The following is a 20205-nucleotide window of genomic DNA, read 5'->3' as shown; positions in this document are numbered from 1 at the left end:
TTTCGCCCAGGCCGGGAGTGCTGGCCTTCACGCTCCGGCCAGCAGCGCACCGCCAGTCTGCCGGGCGGGCTGAGCGCGCGCTCATGAACTGCAGCTGCGCACTCGCCCGGCGTCCCGAGGCCGGCACGGGTCGCCGCGAGCCAGCCGGTAATTGCTGTGCTCCGGCGGCGGTCGATAGCGGAACGCCGCGCTATCTCAAGCCCGACGGTGGCCAGCCCTGGCTGGAGGTGGGCGCGGCGGACGATCCGCTGGAGCATGAGGCGGACGCCTTTTCCAGCGCGGTCACTGCCGGCAGGTCCCTGCCGCGTTTTCTGAGTCGCGAACAGCGAGCACCGCTGCGGCGACTTGGCGACCCGTGTGCGGAAGAGTGTCCTCCGGCGAGTGCAGAAGAACGCGTCGCGGACGCTGCCGGAAGCGCCGCCAGTGAGGCCTTCCCGCTCCGCCGTGCGAGCCTGCGTGCCGACCCGCCGGACGATGACGACAGCACGCCGCGGCGCGGTAGCGGCCGGGCGGCAGGTTCCGGCGGGATGGCTCTGCCCGGCGCTGTCAAGGCTCGCCTCGAGCGGGCTACCGGCGCCGACCTCGGCGGGGTACTGGTCCATCATGATTCCGCTGCCGACCGCGCCGTGCGGCAGGTCGGCGCGCGCGCTTTCACGCAGGGCGAACACATCTGGCTGGGCGGGCGCGAGCGCCCCGACGATCTGGCATTGATGGCTCACGAGGTGGCGCACGTGGTGCAGCAGCGGGGTACGGCTGGCGGGCCTCTGCGGCGTGCTCTCGATCCAACGAACACGATGGCCTGGTCCTGGTTTTCGGCCCAGCATCGGCGTGACGACTTCAGAGGCATCTTCGACGAGACCCTCGGCGCCGCGCCGGAGCAGTCCCTGGCGATCGAGGAAAGCCTGCGCAGTGGCACGGGCGTGCCGACCGACGAGGCCTCGAGGGCGCGACTGGACGCCGCCTTCACTGCGCGCATGGAAACTCTGGTGCGGCTCAACGCGCTCGGGTTGATGGCGTCCCATCGCGCCGGCATCGAGCTCAAGCGAGACCAGTTGCTGAATCCCGATCGTGTGCCGGAGGTGGCGCGCGACGGCGCGTCGGATCGCACGGCGGCGATGGCCTCGCTGCGCGACGGCGCGCGCGCGTTGCAACGCCTGAACGAGACGCGCGACCGTCTGCAGGACTCGCGCAGCACACTGCGCGGCGTCAGCGTCGGTGCGCTGCACGGCGATATCTGCCTGTCCATGAGCGATTGCATTACCAGCTGGCTCGAAGATATCTACACTGCGACGCGCTATCAGGAGACGTTGAACAGCGCGCGGATGAACGGTGCGCGGGCAGTGAGTCTGCGCGACCGCAGGGTGCCGTCGGACTTGATGCGACTGTTTTTCCGTTACTGGGCCGACGATCTGGTGGCCTGGCGCGACCGCCAGATCGGCGGCGTAAGCGGTGCGATCTCCGAGCTGTATCAGAACTTCCCGCTGTTCAAGACGCTGGACGCCGCGGACGTGACCGGCGACCCGGCTCTCGCCGACGATGCGGCGCTGTCGAGGCGGGCGGCGGAGGCGTACGCGGAACTGCTCAACGATGTGGACGAGGCGATCGTCTCGATCGGTAGTGGCGATATCCATCCCTTCGACCTTCCGCAGGCGGTGCGCGCGACGGAGACTTCGCTGCCGGAGAATGTGCGCAGCGAATTCGCACGCATCCGCCAGGAGCACGAGGTCACCCGTTTCTGGACGACGATGGGCCTGACCCTGGCGCAGGTGGCGGCGGTATTCATCCCCGTCGTCGGCCCGGCGATTGCTGTCGGCATAGGCGTGGTGAGCACCGCCATCGACCTGGAAAACCTCATGGATCGGGTGGATCTGGCCCAGGCGTCGATCAACCCGGACGGTGAAATGCTCGGCGCCGCGGCACCCGGCGCCTTCGATTATGCGATGGCTGCCGCACAGGTGATACTGACGGCCGCCGACATCGGCGCCTTGGCCAGCGAACTGCGCGGTGCCGGACGCGGCGCGCTGGAAGCGGCCGACCGGCCGCCGGATATCGAGAGTGGCGGGCGCGGGGACGTCTCGGACGCGACTGCCGGCGGTCACGAGCGCCCCGTCGACGCGGACGCGGCGGCGCGTTCGGGCGAAGGGGGGCATGCGCCGCCGCCCGAGCACGGCGCGCCTGCGGCGCGGCGCACGGTGCTCGACGAAACGGCGCCACTGGAGGGCCCACAGCTGAGCCCCAGTCAGCGCACGGCAGAAATCGAGGCCGTTCAGGCGAGAGAGGCGCAGCCCTCGTCGGTCACCGGCTACGTGGACGAGGTGCCACTGGAGAATGGTCACACCTGGCGCCGGCGCAGCGACGGGACCTGGTGCCGTTTTTCCGGAGGACCAAGTCTGTGCGGAACCGATATTCCCGGTGTCGAACCGGCTCTTGGACCCGGCGGTCGGGTCGCCGTCGGCGCCGAGGATCTGGCTCGCCTGCGCGAGACGTATGGGCTTGCCGGAGACGTCAACACCGTCGCTGCGGGGAGAACCGATGTGCCCGGACTGGAAGGCACCGTCTTCGCATCGGGTTCGCGCGGCGTCCGCGCTGGCGCCGCCCGCCCCTTGCCGGACGCAACGCCACACGTCTTTTCGCCACGCAACAATCTGCAGTTCATCGAGCACGCGGAGGAAGGCATTGCCAACCAGTTCATCGATGCCGTCGAGTCGGCGGGCTTGCGGCCAGCGGACCTGGAAGGGCGCACGCTGGCCATGCATATTTCGGAGCCGACAGGCGTGTGCAGTGCGTGCAAGGCGGGTCTTTCCGGATCGCCGGCGATGGCCGGGCCCTTGCAGGATCTGAGTACCCGCTACCCGGGCCTGACCATCCGCATTACCTGGAACGACGCCGGCGGCGCGCAACGCTTCTTGATTGTCGGTAACGGCGAGGTGCTGTTCCCGCGCTGAGCGCAAGGAAGGAGAGCGAAGATGACTTATCAGAGCAAGAAAACCTCGTCGCGAGGCAAGGCTCCCGAGGCGGCGTCGTCTTCTCGCGGTGCCTCGCCGGTCGCGCCCGGCGTGCCCCGATTCCTGACTGCCCGGGGAAAGGTGAGCGTGCGCCCGGCGCGCGACCAGCAATCCGAACTCGATGCCGAGCGCGCCGGCGCACGCATGCGCGAGGGAGGCGCCCGCAATGCGCCGGCAGTGACGCCGATCAGCAAGCGTCCGGGGGCCGATCGGCTCGATGGGTGGCTGGCGCGGCAGGCAAGCGCCGGCGAGCGGCTGCCCAGCGAATGGTCTTCCGCGCACGATGTGCGCATCCATTCCGGTTCCCGCGCCGGGCGGATTGCGACGTCGATGGGCGCCAACGCGGTGACCGTCGGCAGGGACATCTTCTTCGCCCCCGGCCGCTATGCGCCGGGTACGCCGGGTGGCGATCGCCTGTTGGCGCACGAACTGGCGCACGTCGCCCAGCAGGGCGGCGAGCCACGCGCGCTGCAGTGCGACCTGATGCAAAGCATGCCGGTGGCGCTCGGCGTCTTCGAGATCGGCATGGCGACGCAGGCGACGCCGCCCGGCCTATCGGGAACGATTGCTTTCGAACCCGATCCGAACGGTCCCTACTCGGCGGAGATCGGCCTCGTCCAGGCGGTCAATGCCACCGACGTTTCGGGTGCGACGACGCCGTCGTCGGGTGCGCCGGTCGACTGGCGCAACATGACCGACAGCAATACCGGCGTGCAGGGGACCGAGGCCGGGCGCATGGAGCAGATGACGCCGGGAACGCCCGGCGGCGCCCCCGCTGGCTGGATGATCGACAACCTGCCGTCGGCGACGCCGCGTGGCGACCCGGGCTCGCCCAACTACATCGAGCATTTTGGTGTTGGCGGCGACAACCAGTACGGCTGGCTGCGCTCGCCGACCGATTTCGGCCCGGCCTCCCTGTTCGATTTTCCCAGCCTGTCGTTCGACAGCGATCTCGATTTCGAGACCGTCGCCAAGGGCACCGACAACCAGACGGTCTATGGCGCCATCTCGTGGGGTTTCCAGATCCGCAGCGGCGCGGTGCAGAACGAGTACGCGCACGTCGCCGATAGCGCGTCGGCGGTCTTCGACGAGGCCCTTGAACGCTTCCGCGGTTACTATGTGCACGAGCCGGTCGTTCTCTATTTCGACACCAATCAGGACGTGCCGATGGCCGGCGAGGAGGGCAAACTGGCGGATATCCCGGACTACCTGGATCGCTACCCCGACGTGACGGTGGGCATCGAAGGCAATGCCGACGTGCGCGGCGGTGAAGCGGCCAACGCCGATCTCTCGCAGCGCCGAGCGGACGTGGCGGAAAACCTGCTCTTGCTCGCCGGGGTCGATGCGACGCGCATTACCTTTTCCTTTGGCTTCGGCGAAACGGACATCTTCTCCGAGCACGGCACGGCGCCGGGCGCGCCGCAGCCACGCGACGCCGGACGCTTGCGCGCCAACCGGCGCGTGGTGATCACCTTCTCGCACACCGTTTCCAATCATCCGATCGTCATGCCGTGAGCGAGGAAATCGCAACCCTCGTGGAAAATATCAACGCTTCGCCGGAGCCCTTGCACGCCGATTTCACGTCCGAAGTGCGCGCGCTGGTACGCTGCGGGCTGCCCGCGGCGCGGGCGATACTGCCGCTGTTGATGTCGCCCGACGAGCTCACGCGCCTGCGCGCCCAGCGCGTGCTCGAGGGGGTCAGCCGCAGTGCGGTGGCCGACACCTGGGGCGGTGACTGGGCTCTTCTGTGGCACGACAACGGCGACTATCACTGGCGGGCCGAAGCGGGCAAGCGGCAGTCGGCGGTGAACCGGTGGCTGGCCTGGCTCGATCAGGCCGCTGCCGCGGCGCCCGATTGATCCGGCCCCGGTAATCTGCACCGGACATCGCCCGCATGCTGAACATGGATTTCGCCGTCGCCGCACGCGTCGATACCGCCAGCGCCCCCTGGCAGGCCAGCCCGCTGCCCGGCGTGTGGCGCAAACCCCTGGCCCGCGAGGACGCCGAGCGCGGGCACGCGACGAGTATCGTGCGCTACGACGCCGGCGCCCGCTTCGCCCGCCACCTGCATCCCGGCGGCGAAGAGATTCTCGTCCTCGAAGGCGTCTTTTCGGACGAAGACGGCGATTACGGACCCGGCAGCTACCTGCGCAATCCCCCCGGCAGCGGCCACGCACCGTTCAGCGAGGGCGGCTGCGTGCTGTTCGTGAAGTTGCACCAGTTCGCCCGCGGCGACGCCGCCAGCGTACGCATCGACACCGCCAGCGCGGCGTGGCTGCCCGGTCAGGGCGGACTGCAGGTCATGCCGCTGCATTCGTACGCGGTCGAGCACGTCGCGCTCGTCAAGTGGCCGGCCGGCGAACGCTTCGTTCCGCATCGGCATTGGGGCGGCGAGGAAATTCTCGTGCTCAGCGGCGAATTCATCGATGAACACGGCCGCTACCCGGCGGGCAGCTGGCTACGCAGCCCACACCACAGCACGCATCACCCGTACACCGAAGTTGAAACGGTGATCTGGGTGAAGACCGGGCATTTGCCTGTTGCGCCCAACAGGCGGTGAGTGGTTTGCCGCGTGCGCGGCCGGAAATCCAAATGCGGTGAACGAATCCAGCAAGGCAGTGTGCCAGATCTAAGCTCGTCGCTGCTCAAGCGCCAGACGCACGGCAAGCGCGGCGAGAACGAAACCCATCACCCACCGCTGCAGCACCAACCAGGCCGGATTGCGGGCAAACCACGACGCCATGCCGGCGGCGAACAGGGCGACGAGCAGGTTGACCGAGAAGCTGACCATGATCTGCGTACCGCCCAGCGTGATGCTTTGCAGGAAGAGCGAGCCGCGCTCGGGGGAAACGAACTGCGGGAACACCGAAAGGTAGAAGACGGCGATCTTGGGGTTCAGCGCGTTGGTCAGGAAGCCCATGACGAACAGTCTGGTCGTCGAGTCGGGTGGCAGTTGCCGCGGCTCGAACAGCGAGCGTGCGCCGGGTCTGAGGGCCTGCCAGGCCAGCCAGAGGAGATAGGCGGCGCCGGCCCACCTGAGGGCTTCGTAGGCCAGTGGAACGGCGAGTAAGAGCGCGGTCAGGCCGATGGCTGCGGCGAGCATATGCACCAGGAAGCCGGCGATGACGCCGAACAGCGAGACGACGCCGGCCTTGCGGCCCTGGCAGATCGAGCGCGAGATCAGGTAGATCATGTTCGGCCCGGGGGTGAGGACCATCAGCAGGGCCGCGCCGGCGAACAGCAGCAGGTCATTGGTGGGGATCATCGGTGCTCCGGGAAGGCTGAGATGCCAAGTGTGCGCTGATGGCGATTGTAAGCCCGGGACGTCGCGGCCGAAGCCTGGGGCGTGTCGAGTGTCGTGTTGCCCGTGGCGCGGCGAGTGCGGTCCCTGCTGCGCTGCTTGTCAAGATCGCCGATCAGTGCAGAATTCGCTAAGTGGTGATCATCCATGCCTTGTACGACCATTCTCCAGGAGATTTTCATGAAACTGATGATTCGCGTGTTCGCCATTCTTGTGACCATCATCGCCTTTGCTCCCGCCAGTTTCGCGCAAACGCTCACCGGTGCAGCAGCTCGGAAGTCGCCACAGGCGGACGCCTTTCTGGCCTACGAGAAAGCGCTGATCGCGGGCGGGCTTGATGCCGCGCGTCCGACCATGACCGCCGCGAAGGTGGACGACCTGCAGGGCATGGCCAGGGCCTTCGGCGAAGACGGTTTCAAGCAATTTCTCGACCGGATGCGCAGCGGGGCACAGGGCGAAGCGCGCCGCAAGCAGATCGAGAAGGTGACGGTGAGCGGTGATTACGCCGTACTGGAGGCGCGCGACGGGCCGAACGCGGTCACCGTCCAGCACCTTGCCAAGACCAGTGACGGCTGGAAGGTCAGCGTCAAGCAGTGAACGCGGCGCCGCCGAGGGCAAGCTCAGGCCCCTGCCTGAGCTTGCCGCTGCCGTCGACAATTGCTCAAGGTCGAGCACCATTCTGCCGTTGTGCGTACTTGTGCACGTTGGAAAAGCAGCTGGCGCTGCTAAGCTGGAGCTGGATCGAAGGGCAGTGGATGTTGCGGCGCGGTAGGGTCAGGCTGCTTCTCCGCGTTGCCGAGAAGACGGATGAACGTTCCTGATTTCTCGACCGCCGTGTGTTATTTCGGCCACAACTGGAGCGTCATCCGATGGCTTGAGAGAATCGATTAGAAGAAAACCCCAAACTTTTACTAGGGGATTGCTTATAATGATGCTGCATTGCAACACGACTGACCTCATAAGGTTTCGGTTGGAACGTTACAGTGCTCTGCATCGCCAGACTCTCAGGAGCAAGATCATGAAAGCACCAAAAATTCTGCCGTGGATCGCCCACAAGACCGGTATCAGCGAAGAGCTGGCGCTCAAGCTGTGGCGGCGTGCGGCCGGAGAAGCCGAGGAAATGACCGGTTGCTGCGACAGTTCGGATTACTACCGCCTGGCGGTGGAGCGTTTCATCGATCTCGCGCAAGCCGAGGGGAACTGCGTTCTCGTGCGCGACACGCCGAGCGTGACCTGTGTGTTCTGGCTGTGGCGTCACCAGAGCCGGATATCGAGCCTGCACCTGATAGCCGCCCAGAACGTCGCCAAGCTTCTTCAGCTGGGCGTCAGCAGGGCGCTGCGCATCGAGAAGCAGGCCGTCTGACAGTCCCGCCGCTGAAGCGGCGTCCACTTCGGGCCAGCGGGGCGCGTGCAGGTTGCGCTATGCTGCCTGGCCCGCCCCACGTTTTCGCGTCGTCGCCGCTCAGTACCGCGACTCAATATTGTGATACGCGCGGCGAAGCCAGGCTTAGCGCCTGCCCAATTCGCGCGGCCAGCGCTGCCGCGTCGTTCTTCGTCGCCAGCTGCGTGACCCTCACCGCATAATGATAGCCGCCGCCCGCAGCGGCTCGCGGCATGATCCGAACCGCGTAACCGGCAGCACGGGCGCGGTCGTAGAGGGCCAGGGCCGCCGCCTCGCTGTCCAGGACGGCCAGCTCGAGCAGCCACCGTCCAGCGCGCGTGGCCTCGCCGTTACCCCTCTGAATCCCCGCCTGCGCCGCCCACATGGAGAGTTGCCCGGCTGAGGCCGCTTCGCTCAGCGTCGGCGTCGCCCCCTGGCTGGCCAGATAGCAAGTTGCGGGCGCACTCAGCTGCTGTGCCTGATCGTCGGGGTGGACCACGGTGATCGTTCCTTCAAGCAGGCAGACGCGGTCGCCGTCGGCGTCGGCGCTGCCCCACAGGTCGGTTCCCCGTACCCCGGCGGTGAGCGTGCCAAAACGCAGATTGATCGCCCGCTCCCGGTGCTGCCGGGAGAAGGTCCCGGTGGTGAAGCGCAGGCTGCCGTGCGGGACGTCGATGGCCGCCGTGAACACCGGCTTCTCGCGGACGCCAAGGGCATTCAAACGCATTTCGCTGTTGTCGCCCAGGGCGAGCACGCTGCCATCAGCCAGCTGAATGCGCACGCGCGCATCGGCTCCGGTGACGAGCTTGTCCTGGTTGGCCAGGATCGTTCCCGGCACCAGCGCGTGCCGGACACCCTGGCGCTCGATCCACGCCGGCATCTGCAGCGCATCGACGATGGCGTTGGCCTGTTCCGCGCCGGTGGACGGCAGCGGCAGCAAGACGCCGGCCAGCAAACAGCCGCCAAGAAGGGTCTGCACGCGATGCCTGTTCATGGCCAGCTCCAGTGACAACGAGAGGGGGAGGATTCTAACACCGCTGCAGGTACCCCCGGCAGTTGCCAGCAGGACCGCGCATGCGAGCGCTCGAGTGAGGTCACCGGCGAGTTCCCATGGGGCGCCGGCGTGTCAGCGGAGCAGGGCCAGGCGGCTGTGCGTATAATTCGCGCTTCAGCCCATTTCCGGACCCCTACTGGCCATGCAGGAAAAGTATCAGCCCGCGGACGTTGAACTCGCCGCTCAGCAATTCTGGAACGACAGCGGCGCAGCGCGGGCCATCGAGGATCCCAGCCGGCGCAAGTACTACTGCCTGTCGATGTTCCCCTATCCGTCGGGCAAGCTGCACATGGGGCACGTGCGCAACTACACCATTGGCGACGTCCTGGCGCGCTTCCACGCCATGCTCGGCTACAACGTGCTGCAGCCGATGGGCTGGGATGCCTTCGGAATGCCCGCCGAGAACGCGGCGATCCAGAACAACGTTCCGCCGGCGCAATGGACCTACGCCAACATCGAGTACATGAAGGCCCAGCTGAAGCGCTTGGGCTTCGCCATCGACTGGGAGCGCGAGATTGCCACCTGCACGCCCGCGTATTACCGCTGGGAGCAGTGGCTGTTCACCCGCCTGTACGAGAAGGGCCTGATCTACCAGCGCCTGGGAACGGTGAACTGGGATCCGGTCGACCAGACCGTACTCGCCAACGAACAGGTCATCGACGGGCGGGGTTGGCGCTCGGGGGCGCTGATCGAAAAGCGCGAGATCCCGATGTACTACATGAAGATCACCGCCTACGCGGAGGAGCTTCTCGCCGACCTCGAGCAGCTCGACGGCTGGCCCGAACAGGTGCGCCTGATGCAGAAGAACTGGATCGGCAAGAGCACCGGCGTGCGCTTCGCCTTTCCCTACGAGCTTGACGGCGAGCCCGGGCAGCTGTGGGTGTTCACCACCCGTGCCGACACGATCATGGGCGTCACCTTCTGTGCCGTCGCCGCCGAACATCCGCTGGCCACCCACGCGGCGGCGCGCGATGCGCGGATCGCGGCCTTCGTCGAGGAATGCAAACGTGGCGGCGTCGCCGAAGCCGACCTGGCGACGATGGACAAGAAGGGCATGCCGACCGGCATTTTCGTCACCCATCCGTTGAGCGGCGAGCAGGTCGAAGTGTGGATCGGGAACTACGTGCTGATGAGCTACGGCGACGGCGCGGTGATGGCGGTTCCGGCGCACGACGAGCGCGACTTCGCCTTTGCCCGGAAGTACGGCCTGGCGATCAAGCCGGTGATCGCCGTGCCCGGCGAGACCTTCTCGCTCGAAGGCTGGCAGGAGTGGTACGCCGACAAGCAGCGTGGCCGCTGTGTGAACTCCGGCAGGTACGATGATCTGGATTGCGCCGCCGCGACCGACGCCATCGCCGCCGACCTGGCGGCCAAGGGACTGGGCGCGAAGAAGGTCCAGTTCCGCCTGCGCGACTGGGGCATCTCGCGGCAGCGCTACTGGGGCTGCCCGATTCCGATCATCCACTGCGCCACCTGTGGCGACGTGCCGGTGCCCGACGCCGACCTGCCGGTGGTCCTGCCGGAAGACGTGACCATCACCGGCGCCGGCTCACCGCTGAGTTCGATGCCCGAGTTTTACGCCTGCAACTGCCCGAAATGCGGCCAGCCTGCGCGGCGCGAGACCGACACCATGGATACCTTCGTCGAGTCGTCGTGGTACTTCCTGCGCTATTGCTGCCCGGACAACGAGCAGGCGATGGTCGACGAGCGCGTCGCCTACTGGTGCCAGGGGGGCATCGACCAGTACATCGGCGGCATCGAGCACGCCATCCTGCATCTGCTCTACGCGCGCTTCTGGACCAAACTGATGCGCGACGTCGGGCTGTTCGCCGGGCATTCGCTCGGCGAGCCTTTTGCCCACCTGCTGACCCAGGGGATGGTCGTTGCCCCGACCTTCTACCGCGAGGACGGCAACGGCAAGAAACAGTGGATCAATCCCGCCGACGTCGACGCCGTGCATGACGAACGCGGGCGCGCCAGCGGCGCCAGCCTGCGCGCCGACGGCCTGCCGGTGACCGTCGGCGGCATCGAGAAGATGTCCAAGTCGAAGAACAACGGCGTCGATCCGCAGGCGCTGATCGATCAGTTCGGCGCCGATACGGCACGCCTGTTCATCATGTTCGCCAGTCCGCCCGACCAGTCGCTGGAGTGGTCGGACGCCGGCGTCGAGGGTGCCTTCCGTTTTCTCAAGCGCCTCTGGCGGATCGTCTTCGAGCACGTCTCGGCGGGACCGCTGCCGCCGGCCGGCGATGGCGAACGCGGCGAGATACCGGCGCAATTGAAGGCCTTGCGTCGCCAGTTGCATCAGACAATCGGCAAGGTCGCCGACGATTATGGTCGCCGCAAGCAGTTCAACACCGCAATCGCGGCGGTGATGGAGTTGCTCAACGCCTATAACCGGGTGGCCGGCGACTCGGCCGCCGTTCGTGCGCTCAGGCAGGAGACGCTCGAGGCGGCGGTGCTGATGCTCAACCCGATCGTGCCGCACGTCTGCGAAGCGCTGTTTACGGCGCTGCGCCCGGGCTGCACGGCCAGCTCGCAGGCCTTTCCGGAGCCTGATGCGGCGGCCCTGGCCCAGGACGAAATCGAGCTCGTGCTGCAGATCAACGGCAAGCTGCGCGGTAGCCTGCGCGTGCCGGCAGGCGCCGACCGCGCGAGCATCGAAGCCGCCGCGCTGGCCTGCGAAGCGGCGAGCAAGCATCTGGCCGGTGCCGCGCCGAAGAAACTGATCGTCGTTCCCGGCCGCCTGGTCAATATCGTCGCCTGAGACCTTGAGGGAGATTCCCATGCGCCTGGCGCTACCGCCCACCTTGCCGGCCTTCGCGGCTCCCGTCCTGCTCGTGCTGCTTGCCGTGCTTGCCGGTTGCGGCTTCCAGTTGCGCGGCTCCTACTCCTTGCCCTACGAAAGCATCTACCTGGCGATGCCCGAGTATTCGGTGGTCGGTGCCGATCTCCGGCGGGCCATCCGCTCATCGGCTACGACCCGTCTGGCGCTGGAGCGCAACGACGCGCAGGCGACCTTTGTGCCCGGCGCCGAATATCGCGACCGTATCATCCTCTCCGTCTCCGGCACCGGCCGGGTCAGCGAACTGCGCTTGCGCTATTTGTACTCCTACCGCGTGGTCGACGACAAGGGTCGCGATCTGGTCACGCCGGGGACCATCGAACTGGTCCGCGACCTGACCTACGACGATTCCAACGTGCTCGCCAAACAGCAGGAGGAGGTGCTGCTCTGGCGCAACATGGAGGATGACCTGGTGCACCAGTTGATGCGCCGCCTGGCGGCCGGCAAGCCGGTCAAAGCGAGCGAATCGGCCACGCCAGGCGATGCGGCCAAGCGAGCCACCCCGGTCAAGCCCGCAGTATCGCCGGCCACGCCAGCCAAGCCGGACGCCGACCGGTAGCGGGCGAGGCCGCATGCAACTCAAGGGTGAACACCTCACGGCGCATCTCCAGCGCGAGCTCAAGCCGGTCTACCTGGTGCATGGAGACGAGCCGCTGCTGGTCATCGAAGCCGCCGACGCGATCCGCGCCGCGGCGCGCCGCTCTGGCTTCGACGAACGCGAAGTGCTGGTTGCCGGTACCGGCTTCAACTGGAACGACCTCTACCATGCTGCCGGCAGCATGTCGCTGTTTGCCGGTCGCAAGCTGATCGACCTGCGCCTGCCGACCGGCAAACCGGGGCGCGACGGCGGTGCCGCGCTACAGGCCTACTGCGCGCGTCCTTCGCCGGATGCGCTGCTGCTGGTGACCATGACCGGCGCCGACTGGCGCGAGGAGAAAGCCGCCTGGGTCGGCGCCGTGGCCGCTGCCGGGGCGGTCGTGAAACTGATCGCGCCTGGGCTTGCCGAGCTGCCGGCGTGGATCGCGGGTCGTCTCGCCGGTCAGCAGCAAAGCGCCGACGCGGCCGGCCTGCGCTTCATCGCCGAACGCGTCGAAGGCAACCTGTTGGCCGCGCATCAGGAAATTCTCAAGCTCGAAGTGCTTTACCCGTCGGGCGCGCTGAGCGGCGAGCAGATTCGCGACGCGGTGCTCAACGTCGCCCGCTACGACCTCGACGGCCTGCGCGAAGCGATGCTGGCGGGTGACGTGGTGCGCCTGACGCGCACCATCGATGGCCTGCAGCAGGAGGGGGAAGCGCCGCCGCTGGTTCTTTGGGCGATGACCGAGGAGGTGCGCGCGCTGGCCCAGATCAACGCCGGTCTCGAGGCGCGTCAGCCGCTGACCGAGCTCTTGAAGGAGGCCCGCGTCTGGGGTTCGCGCCAAGTGCAGATCAGGCAGGCATTGCAGCGGGTGAACGGAGGCCGGGCGCGGGCGGCGCTGGCGCACGCCGCGCGCATCGACCGGATGATCAAGGGGCTGGCCAGTGGCGACGTGTGGAACGAGTTTCTGCGCCTGGGTCTGAACATCGCCGTTGCCTGAGCGGCTCGCCGCGGGCGGTGGGCCTGCGGGTCACTTCAGGCTGGTTTGCCGCCCGCCATCCCGTCCGGCTCGTCTTCCTCCGGCGCCAGGTGTTCCCAGGCACAATGTTCGCTCTCGCCGCGGACATCGTTGAGGCTGGGCGACGCCTTGCTTTGCACCAGGCATTCGCCGACGCAACTGTCGCTGACGACGACCACCCTCAATTCGGTATCGACCTTGCGCTCTCCATCCCAGTAGCTGCAGGTGGCGCAAACTTTTACTTCGGTGGGCAGAATCAGTCTTGGTTTCATGGTCGGCGCAGGAACTCGAAAGTGAGGAATAGCCCTCTGATTGCGATTCTTTGCGGTGGTTCCGTTGACCCTCGCGCGCTGTCGATGCCTATAATCGCAACTCGACGACAAGACGGCCGTTGACGGACCCGGTAGTGGCCCTCATTGTCCTCGCTGCACTGCAACAAAGCCAGCCTTTTCGCGCCTCGTGTTGCGCTTGACGGGGTGCCGATGGCCGGCGCCCCGGGCCGGTGCAGCTTCTGGAACGGTGGTTGAATCCCTCTCGGCCGGTCGGCAATTCAGGAAAGCCTCATGAGCATAGAGCAATACGTCCATAGCGTCGGCAAGCAGGCGCGCGAAGCGTCGCGGGCCATGGCGCGTGCCGACAGCAACGCCAAGAACGCCGCGCTGCGCGCGATCGCCACGGCGATCCGGCGCGAGGCCGGCGTCCTGGTCGCCGCCAATCGCGAGGACCTGGCCGCCGCCGTTGCCGCCGGCCTCGAGCCGGCGTTGCTCGACCGCCTGACGCTCTCGGAGAAGGGCGTTGCGGCGATGGCCGAAGGCGTCGAGCAGGTCGCTGCGCTGGACGATCCGGTCGGGGAAATCAGCAACCTCAAGTTCCGCCCGAGCGGCATCCAGGTCGGCCGCATGCGCGTCCCGCTCGGCGTCGTCGGCATCATCTACGAGGCGCGCCCGAACGTCACCGCCGATGCCGCCGCCTTGTGCCTGAAGTCGGGAAACGCAGCGATCCTGCGTGGCGGCTCGGAAGCCATTCGCAGCAACCGGGCGATTGCCGCACTGGTCCACGAAGGCCTGGCCAGCGCCGGCCTGCCGGCAACCGCCGTACAGGTCATCGATACCACCGACCGCGCTGCCGTCGGTCATCTGATCACCATGCGCGAGTACGTGGATGTCATCGTCCCGCGGGGTGGCAAGGGATTGATCGCGCGCTTGCTGGCCGAGTCGCGGGTGCCGATGATTCAACACCTGGACGGCAATTGCCACGTGTATATCGACGACCACGCCGATCCCGAGAAAGCGCTGCAGATCATCGAGAACGCCAAGACGCAGCGCTACGGCACGTGCAACACGGCCGAGTCGCTGCTGCTGGCGCGTTCCGTCGCTGCCGATCTGCTGCCACTGATCGCCGGCATGTTGACCGACCGCGGCGTCGAGATTCGCGGTTGTCCGGAAACGCTGGCCATCGTGAATACCGCATGGCCGGCGAGCGAGGAAGATTACGCCAGCGAATACCTGGCGCCGATCATCTCGGTGAAGGTGCTCGCTGGACTCGACGAAGCCATCGAGCATATCAATGGCTATGGTTCGCATCACACCGACGCCATCGTCAGCGAAAACTACACGTCAGCGATGCGTTTCCTGCGCGAAGTCGACTCGGCGTCGGTGATGGTCAACGCCTCGACGCGTTTCGCGGATGGTTTCGAGTATGGTCTGGGTGCCGAGATCGGAATCTCGACCGACAAGATTCACGCGCGTGGGCCAGTCGGTCTCGAAGGGCTGACCTGCCAGAAGTGGATCGTCCTCGGCAACGGCGAGGTGCGTGCCTGAGCGAGGTCCCGGAGAGTCGATAACTTTGTGCGCAAGGAGGGGTGAGGCGATGAAAAGACTGTTGCTGGCGGCGATTGCCGCTGCGTTCTGCCAATTGGCGACCGCCGTCGAAGTGGCCGGGGTCAGGTTCGACGACAAGACCCGGGTGGGTAACGGCGAACTGCTGGTCAACGGCGCCGGCCTGCGCAAGAAGGTCTTCTTCCAGGTCTATGCCATGGCGCTCTACCTGCCGCAGAAAAGTGGCGACGCCGAGGCGGTGCTGGCCGCCGGCGGCGGCAAGCGGATTGCAATCACGCTGTTGCGCGACCTCACCGCGCAGCAGTTCGTCGAAGCGCTGCAGGAAGGCATGGCCAACAACCATTCCGAAGCCGAAATGGCTGGCCTGAAGGAGCGACTGAAACAGCTCTCCGATCTCATGCTGGCGATCGGCGAAGCGAAGACCGGGACGAGCATCGTCATCGACTGGCTGCCTGACAGCGGTACCCGTCTGATGGTCAACGGGCAGGCGAAGGGAAAGGACATCGCCGGCGAGGATTTCTACCGGGCCCTGCTCAGGATCTGGCTCGGCAACAAGCCGGTTCAGGACGATCTGAAGCAGGCCTTGCTCGGCAAGGCGTCCTGAGTGATGGCAGTGGCGGCGGGCAGGAAAGGCGATGGTGTTGCCTACCAGGCGGTGATCGCCGCACCCGGCTTCTGTCTTGGCGTGCGCTGCGACGAAGAAGAGGTGCAGCGGATCAGCTTTCTTCCGCCCAGTCCCGAACTTGCTCCGAAGAACGCGCTCGCTGCCGAGACCGCACGCCAGCTCACTGCCTACCTGGCCGACGCGGAGTTCGCGTTCGGTCTGCCCTTGCGCGCCTCGGGGACCGTTTTCCAGCGCCGCGTCTGGGAGCAGATCGCCGCCATCCCGACGAATCACACGCGCGCCTACGGCGAGATCGCCAGTGCGCTGCACAACGCGCCGCGCGCCGTTGGTCAGGCCTGCGGGGCAAATCCCTTTCCGGTGGTCGTTCCCTGCCATCGCGTTCTCGCGGCCGGCGGCGGGCTGGGCGGTTTCGCGCGCCAGAATGGCGGCTTTCTGCTCGACGTCAAGCGCTGGCTGCTGGCGCATGAAGGCTGCTGACGCCGACCCCACCGATCTCGCCGAGATCGAAGCCTTCTGCGATACCCTGTGGCTTGAAGACGGCCTGGCCAAGGCGTCTCTGGCCAGCTATCGCAGCGATCTCCTGCAACTCGCCGCCTGGCTTGCCGAGCAGCGCCTGGGCAGGCTGTGTGCGATCGACGAGGCGACCCTGCTGCATTTCGTCGCCACGCTTTCGCAAACGCTGCGCGCCTCCTCGCAGGCGCGCTACCTGTCCACCCTGCGCCGCTTCTATCGCCACCTCCTCGCGCGCGGCGTGCGCAGCAGCGATCCAACGCTGAAGATCGCCATGCCGGCGAAGCCGTCGCGCCTGCCGAAAGTGCTGTCCGAGCTGCAGGTCGATCGCCTGCTCGCGGCGCCCCAGACCGAAACGACGCTCGGCGAGCGCGATCGGACGATGCTCGAAACACTCTATGCGACCGGCCTGCGCGTCTCCGAGCTGGTCGGATTGAAGGTGTTCGAAGTCAATCTCGACATGGGCGTGCTGCGCGTCTTCGGCAAGGGCAGCAAGGAGCGCATCGTACCGCTCGGTGAAGTGGCGTGCGACTGGCTGCGCCGCCATCTCGCCAATGGACGGCGCAGCTTGCTCAATGGACGGCAGAGCGACGACCTGTTCGTCACCACCCGTGGCGCAGCGATGAGTCGGCAGGCCTTCTGGCAGCTGATCAAGCGCTACGCGCTGCACGCCGGCATGGACCCGGCGCGGCTGTCACCGCATGTGCTCAGGCATGCCTTCGCCACGCACCTGCTCAACCACGGCGCCGACCTGCGTGTCGTGCAGCTGCTGCTCGGCCATTCGGACATCTCGACGACGCAGATCTATACCCATGTCGCCCGCGAAAGACTGAAGAGCCTGCACGCCGAGCACCACCCGCGCGGTTGAGCGGCGACGCGAGCCGGCTGCGCCGGGCGTGCTGGTCCGCCGGCTGATCGGTGCCTCGTAGCCGTTCGCTCCGGCCCGGCGGTCGATACGGAATCCGCTGACAACGACGCGCCGATTGCACGCCTCAGCGATTGAGATAAAGCAGTCGGGCAGCGGTCGCCGGCGCGCATTGCGCAGTTCCCTGCCCACATCCGATCCGTCGAAGGTTGGCCTGACCATCGATTTCAAGCAGGGAGATGCTGCCGAAAGCGAGTGGCAGCTGGCTCCACTCGTCGATCGCCAGTCGCAGGCAGTGGCCGAGCGCAGCGCGGATCGCGCCAGCGTGGGTGACCAGAGCCAGGCGTCTTGCGTGTCCTGCGCGGAGGCTGTCCAGGCAGTCGATGACGCGCGCCTGCAGCATCGCCGCCGATTCGCCGCCTGGCGGGACGAAGTGCAGCATGTCGGCTGCCCAGGCGTCGAGCAGGTGGCGGTCGATCTCGTTCCAGCGCCGGCCTTCCCATTCGCCGAAGTCGATCTCCATCAGCCGGTCATCGTAGCTCGCTCGCGGGTGCAAGACCTCGGCAAGGCGGCGCGCGCGTTGCAGGGGGCTGGCAACGATCGGCGTACCGGCGGGCAGAAGCGAACGCAAGCGCCTGGCCAGTGGCTGCGGATCCTCGGCGTCGACATCGAGCTGGCCGTAGCAGATGCCGCTCTCGAGCAGGGGACGCGGATGGCGGATCAGGAAAATCTGCACAGCAGCCCGGCGTAGAAGGCGACTTCGGCCAGTTGCTGCGTGGCGCCGAGGCAATCGCCGGTATAGCCGCCGATCTGACGGCGGAACATCCGCCCCAGCCAGAGCGTTGCCAGGGCCGCGAAGAGGCAGCCAACAAGAGCCTCGAACGGGGGCAGAAAGAGCAGCGGCAGTAGCGTCGTGAGCGCGGCAAAGCCCAGCTCGCGCCAGCCGATGCGCGTGGCCAGCGGCTTCGCCTTGCCCTCGTCGCGAACGTAGTCGAGGGCGCGCAACAGCGTCGTCGACGCGAAACGCGAGAGTGCATGACCGGCCAGCAGCACGGCCGGAACCATTTGCGGGGCAAACTCGACCAGCGCCAGAAAGCGGGCCAACAGCAGGACGACGAGCGCGACGGCACCAAAGCTGCCGATCCGCGAATCCTTCATGATGCTCAGGATCTGCGCCTTCTCCCAGCCGCCGCCAAAGCCGTCGACCATGTCGCTCCAGCCGTCTTCGTGGAACGCGCCGGTCAGGTAAATGCTGCTGGCGATTGCCGCCAGAACGGCCAGCGTCATGGGCCAGATCTGATTGGCGGCAAGGAAGACCAGCGCGGCGATGGCGCCGATCAGCAGACCAACCGCCGGAAAATAGCGCGCGGCGCGATCGAGCGCCTCGCTGCTGTGACCGACCCACTTCGGCACCGGCAGGCGGGTGAAGAAGCGCAGCGCGCCGAAGAAGTATTCCAGCTCGCGCCTAAGCATCCGGCAGTGGCCGGCGGGTGCCGGATTCCTCAAGAACGATGCTGGCGACGTCCAGGCGAGGGCGGCACGAGCGACGCGTCTGCCGTCTGCCGTGCGTCTTGTCGTGTGCCGCCAGGCGCGTCGTCGGCGGGCGCAGTGCGGCAAGGCAGGCGGCGCTGGGTGGGCAGGTTTCCGGGCTGGTTGGCATCATTCGATCGCCTGGCTGAAGGGGTTCCCGATGGTATACCGAGATGCGCATTTTCCGCCATCGCCACACGGACATCCGCCGGGATGCGCGGGTTGGACGCGGCGCGTCACTTGGCCCGCTCGACTACCGCGGCAGGTCTACAAGTGTCGAAAAATTTTACACTTGTTTTCGGTCAGCGCGACGAAGTGCCTATCAGCGAGGCATGAGAGGCGTCAGGGGCGGCCGAAAAATAGCCGTCTCAGTACCGTCGACCACCGGCAGGAAAGTCCCAACTGCTTGATTTGTCGGGAGACGATTGGTATTCGCTAGGCTGTGTGTTGTGCGGACAGCAGCATTCCGAATTCTTTCATTACATCATGGGAATGGATATTGCTTCCGATTCTGGTGACGACGCTTGGGCCGGAATTGCGAGGATTTTTCTTCAACAGCAAGCTTCCAGTGCGCCAACGGGAGTTTCGTCGTTTAGGTCTGCAGTTCGTGCTGTTTACGCTCTTTTTTCGCAAGGGAGGGTTTCCTCATGATTCGGCATTCGGCTCTTTTTGCAACAGCAGCTCTGGCAGCGCTGGTTTCGTCCGGAACTGCACAGGCGGTGGTGACCGTCTTTCCGCAAGCGTCGCTGACCCCGTCGACCGATTACTACACCGATCGCATCGGTGGTGGCCTCGGTACCTCGATCGTCACCACTGGCGGCGGCAACGCCGCCAACGTTGGCGCTCTGGACGGTCGCAACGACGACGGATTTCAGGGTCCGATCGATCTGACCACCTTCGGGTTTTCGCCCGGTTTCACCTTTTTCGGGGGCCCGGGTACCTCGCTTTTCCTCAACAACAACGGCAACGTCAGCTTCGGCGCCGGGATTTCGGCATTCACTCCGACTGGACCGCAGGGGGCCTCGGCACCGATCATCTCGCCTTTTTTCGCCGATGTGGATACACGCAACGTGGCGAGTGGCGTCGTCTACTACCGTAATTCCGCCCCGGGTGAATTCATTGCCACCTGGGACCAGGTTGGGTATTTCGGTTCCCACGCCGACCTGCTCAACTCTTTCCAGCTGGTCCTGCGCGATCCTTCCGTCTACACGATCCCCGTGGGTGAAGGCGCGATCGGCTTCTTCTGGAAAACCATGGGCTGGGAAACCGGTGACGCCAGTGGCGGCAGTGGTGGTTTCGGCGGCACGCCGGGGGCGGTGGGTTTCGGCAACGGTTCGTCTGACGGGGTGATTCTCGAGGGCTCCACCCTGGCCGGGATTGCCGCCGTCGTACAGAATCACAATACCTGGTTCGACCAGGACCTGCGGCCGATTTGCGGCGTCCCCGGAGCGCCGCCTTGCCCGACCCCGGAACCCGAGAGTCTTCCTCTCCTTGCCATCGCTCTCCTCGGTTTGATCGGCGTCTACTCGCGTGGCAGGTTCGCGAAGCAAGCGCTAAGCCAATTGCAGCGCTCTTCCTGAGCGATCTTTCCTGCCAACAAACGGGCGGCCATCGGCCGCCTTTTTTTGTCGCTTCGCCAGCCGTTCTTTTGATCGT

The 20205-nt window shown here is 66.3% G+C and carries 20 protein-coding genes; 14 read left to right on the top strand and 6 right to left on the bottom strand.

Annotated elements, in window-relative coordinates; all coding sequences use genetic code 11:
- Positions 1-83 precede the first annotated feature (83 nt).
- Genes QZ613_RS12225 through QZ613_RS12210 form a run of 4 tightly spaced genes read left to right on the top strand, consistent with a single transcriptional unit; the run spans position 84 to position 5565 of the window.
- Positions 84-2945, top strand: a complete 2862-nt coding sequence (locus QZ613_RS12225) for a DUF4157 domain-containing protein (RefSeq protein WP_291982679.1) — start codon at positions 84-86, stop codon at positions 2943-2945.
- Between the two features lie 21 nt (positions 2946-2966).
- Complete coding sequence (locus QZ613_RS12220; protein ID WP_291982677.1) at positions 2967-4520, top strand: DUF4157 domain-containing protein; 1554 nt, start codon at positions 2967-2969, stop codon at positions 4518-4520.
- Between the two features lie 20 nt (positions 4521-4540).
- Positions 4541-4864 carry a hypothetical protein gene (locus QZ613_RS12215; protein ID WP_291982675.1) on the top strand — a complete coding sequence of 108 codons (324 nt, stop codon included), beginning with the start codon at positions 4541-4543 and terminating at the stop codon, positions 4862-4864.
- A gap of 35 nt (positions 4865-4899) precedes the next feature.
- Positions 4900-5565 carry a cupin domain-containing protein gene (locus tag QZ613_RS12210; protein ID WP_291982673.1) on the top strand — a complete coding sequence of 222 codons (666 nt, stop codon included), beginning with the start codon at positions 4900-4902 and terminating at the stop codon, positions 5563-5565.
- A 69-nt stretch (positions 5566-5634) separates the two neighbouring features.
- Here the strand turns inward: QZ613_RS12210 and QZ613_RS12205 are convergent, their stop codons facing one another.
- Complete coding sequence (locus QZ613_RS12205) at positions 5635-6270, bottom strand: LysE family translocator (RefSeq protein WP_291982671.1); 636 nt, start codon at positions 6268-6270, stop codon at positions 5635-5637.
- A gap of 216 nt (positions 6271-6486) precedes the next feature.
- Between QZ613_RS12205 and QZ613_RS12200 the strand changes: the two genes are divergently transcribed.
- Together QZ613_RS12200 and QZ613_RS12195 are read left to right on the top strand one after the other, a co-directional pair.
- Complete coding sequence (locus QZ613_RS12200; RefSeq protein ID WP_043569052.1) at positions 6487-6903, top strand: hypothetical protein; 417 nt, start codon at positions 6487-6489, stop codon at positions 6901-6903.
- A gap of 421 nt (positions 6904-7324) precedes the next feature.
- Complete coding sequence (locus QZ613_RS12195; RefSeq protein WP_291923444.1) at positions 7325-7669, top strand: hypothetical protein; 345 nt, start codon at positions 7325-7327, stop codon at positions 7667-7669.
- A 112-nt stretch (positions 7670-7781) separates the two neighbouring features.
- Here the strand turns inward: QZ613_RS12195 and QZ613_RS12190 are convergent, their stop codons facing one another.
- Positions 7782-8681: a FecR family protein gene (locus tag QZ613_RS12190; protein WP_291982669.1), complete on the bottom strand. Its 900-nt coding sequence runs from the start codon at positions 8679-8681 to the stop codon at positions 7782-7784.
- Positions 8682-8883: 202 nt separating this feature from the next.
- Here QZ613_RS12190 and leuS point away from each other — a divergent pair, with 202 nt between their 5' ends.
- From leuS to holA, 3 genes are read left to right on the top strand one after another with little or no spacing between them, the layout of a single operon-like run.
- Positions 8884-11508 (top strand): leucine--tRNA ligase, encoded by a 2625-nt coding sequence (leuS, locus tag QZ613_RS12185; RefSeq protein WP_043569043.1) that lies wholly within the window; start codon positions 8884-8886, stop codon positions 11506-11508.
- Between the two features lie 19 nt (positions 11509-11527).
- A complete protein-coding gene (gene lptE, locus QZ613_RS12180) occupies positions 11528-12145 on the top strand; it encodes an LPS assembly lipoprotein LptE (RefSeq protein WP_291903904.1) in 618 nt (205 codons plus the stop codon).
- Between the two features lie 13 nt (positions 12146-12158).
- Complete coding sequence (gene holA / locus QZ613_RS12175; RefSeq protein WP_043569041.1) at positions 12159-13163, top strand: DNA polymerase III subunit delta; 1005 nt, start codon at positions 12159-12161, stop codon at positions 13161-13163.
- Positions 13164-13198: 35 nt separating this feature from the next.
- Here the strand turns inward: holA and QZ613_RS12170 are convergent, their stop codons facing one another.
- On the bottom strand, positions 13199-13453 hold the full coding sequence (locus QZ613_RS12170) for a hypothetical protein (RefSeq protein WP_291863220.1): 255 nt from the start codon (positions 13451-13453) through the stop codon (positions 13199-13201).
- A 291-nt stretch (positions 13454-13744) separates the two neighbouring features.
- Between QZ613_RS12170 and QZ613_RS12165 the strand changes: the two genes are divergently transcribed.
- Genes QZ613_RS12165 through xerD form a run of 4 tightly spaced genes read left to right on the top strand, consistent with a single transcriptional unit; the run spans position 13745 to position 17022 of the window.
- Positions 13745-15001: a glutamate-5-semialdehyde dehydrogenase gene (locus tag QZ613_RS12165; protein WP_043569036.1), complete on the top strand. Its 1257-nt coding sequence runs from the start codon at positions 13745-13747 to the stop codon at positions 14999-15001.
- Between the two features lie 49 nt (positions 15002-15050).
- The gene (locus QZ613_RS12160) at positions 15051-15623 is read left to right on the top strand and encodes a chalcone isomerase family protein (protein ID WP_043569034.1); all 573 of its coding nucleotides are present in this window, start codon (positions 15051-15053) and stop codon (positions 15621-15623) included.
- 3 nt (positions 15624-15626) lie between these two features.
- The gene (locus QZ613_RS12155) at positions 15627-16121 is read left to right on the top strand and encodes a methylated-DNA--[protein]-cysteine S-methyltransferase (RefSeq protein WP_291982666.1); all 495 of its coding nucleotides are present in this window, start codon (positions 15627-15629) and stop codon (positions 16119-16121) included.
- Positions 16108-17022 (top strand): site-specific tyrosine recombinase XerD, encoded by a 915-nt coding sequence (xerD, locus tag QZ613_RS12150; RefSeq protein ID WP_291863215.1) that lies wholly within the window; start codon positions 16108-16110, stop codon positions 17020-17022. The genes QZ613_RS12155 and xerD overlap by 14 nt, the downstream gene beginning before the upstream one ends.
- A 124-nt stretch (positions 17023-17146) precedes the next feature.
- Here xerD and cobC read toward each other — a convergent pair whose 3' ends face one another.
- The 3 genes from cobC to QZ613_RS12135 are packed head-to-tail and all read right to left on the bottom strand — an operon-like array spanning position 17147 to position 18682.
- Positions 17147-17755, bottom strand: coding sequence for an alpha-ribazole phosphatase family protein (gene cobC / locus QZ613_RS12145; RefSeq protein WP_291982664.1), 609 nt, complete (start codon positions 17753-17755; stop codon positions 17147-17149).
- The gene (locus tag QZ613_RS12140) at positions 17740-18492 is read right to left on the bottom strand and encodes an adenosylcobinamide-GDP ribazoletransferase (RefSeq protein WP_291863598.1); all 753 of its coding nucleotides are present in this window, start codon (positions 18490-18492) and stop codon (positions 17740-17742) included. The genes cobC and QZ613_RS12140 overlap by 16 nt, the downstream gene beginning before the upstream one ends.
- Positions 18485-18682, bottom strand: coding sequence for a hypothetical protein (locus QZ613_RS12135; RefSeq protein ID WP_291863596.1), 198 nt, complete (start codon positions 18680-18682; stop codon positions 18485-18487). Before QZ613_RS12135 ends, QZ613_RS12140 begins: the two co-directional genes overlap by 8 nt.
- A gap of 514 nt (positions 18683-19196) precedes the next feature.
- Between QZ613_RS12135 and QZ613_RS12130 the strand changes: the two genes are divergently transcribed.
- The gene (locus QZ613_RS12130) at positions 19197-20129 is read left to right on the top strand and encodes a nidogen-like domain-containing protein (RefSeq protein ID WP_043569026.1); all 933 of its coding nucleotides are present in this window, start codon (positions 19197-19199) and stop codon (positions 20127-20129) included.
- The last annotated feature ends 76 nt before the right edge of the window (positions 20130-20205 follow it).

The sequence above is a fragment of the Candidatus Accumulibacter sp. ACC005 genome (genome assembly GCF_907163215.1).
Taxonomy (GTDB): Bacteria; Pseudomonadota; Gammaproteobacteria; order Burkholderiales; family Rhodocyclaceae; genus Accumulibacter; species Accumulibacter regalis.
The sequence above is the reverse complement of the archived record's forward strand: the minus strand, read 5'-3'. Positions and strand labels throughout refer to the sequence as shown.